Source organism: Frankia sp. AgKG'84/4, from assembly GCF_023242965.2.
Lineage (GTDB): Bacteria > Actinomycetota > Actinomycetes > Frankiales > Frankiaceae > Frankia.
In genome coordinates this window covers 1-653 of the sequence record NZ_JALKFU020000649.1, presented here as the reverse complement: position 1 = coordinate 653, position 653 = coordinate 1, and the positions used below count along the sequence as shown (strand labels likewise).

Sequence of the window (653 nt, the reverse complement as noted above, 5' to 3'; positions counted from 1 at the left end):
GCCCCGCCGCGAGCCAGGCGGCGCTCGCGGCGGAGCTCGCCGGGGTGGATGTCGTCGTGGCGTCCAGCGCGCTGCCCGACGACCATCCCGAGGTCCTCGCCGCCCGCGCCCTCGGCCTGCCGGTGCGCCGCCGCTCCGAGTGGCTGCCCGAGCTGACCGCCGGGCACCGTCTGGTCGCGGTCGCCGGCTCGCACGGCAAGTCGACGACGTCGGCGATGCTCGCGCTGGTGCTGCGCGCGGCCGGGCTGGACCCCACGGCCGTGATCGGCGCGGAGGTCTCCCAGCTCGGCGGCAACGCGCTGGTCGGCGCCGGGGACGTGTTCGTGCTCGAGTCGGACGAGTACGGCGGCGCGTTCGCCGGGCTCCAGCCCGCCATCGCCGTAATCACCAACGTCGAGTGGGAGCACCCCGATGTGTTCCCGGACGAGGCCGCCGTCCAGGCCGTGTTCGCCGCCTTCGCCCGGCGGGTGCGCCCCGGCGGGCGGCTGGTCGTCTGCGGCGACGATCCGGGCGTGGCAGCGGTCCTCGCCGAGCTCGGTCGGACCGGGAACGTCCGGGCGCCGGACGCGGCCGATGCGGACGCCGCCAGTTCGGGCGTCCCGGCCGGCGCGGCGGTGACCGTGCCCGGCACGGTCAGCCGGATCGCCGACTCG

General features: G+C 77.6%; 1 protein-coding gene. It reads left to right on the top strand.

Features of this window, described 5'->3' with window-relative positions:
- Positions 1-653: Mur ligase family protein (locus tag MXD58_RS24430; RefSeq protein ID WP_250610014.1), on the top strand; the 653-nt coding region annotated here is incomplete at both ends.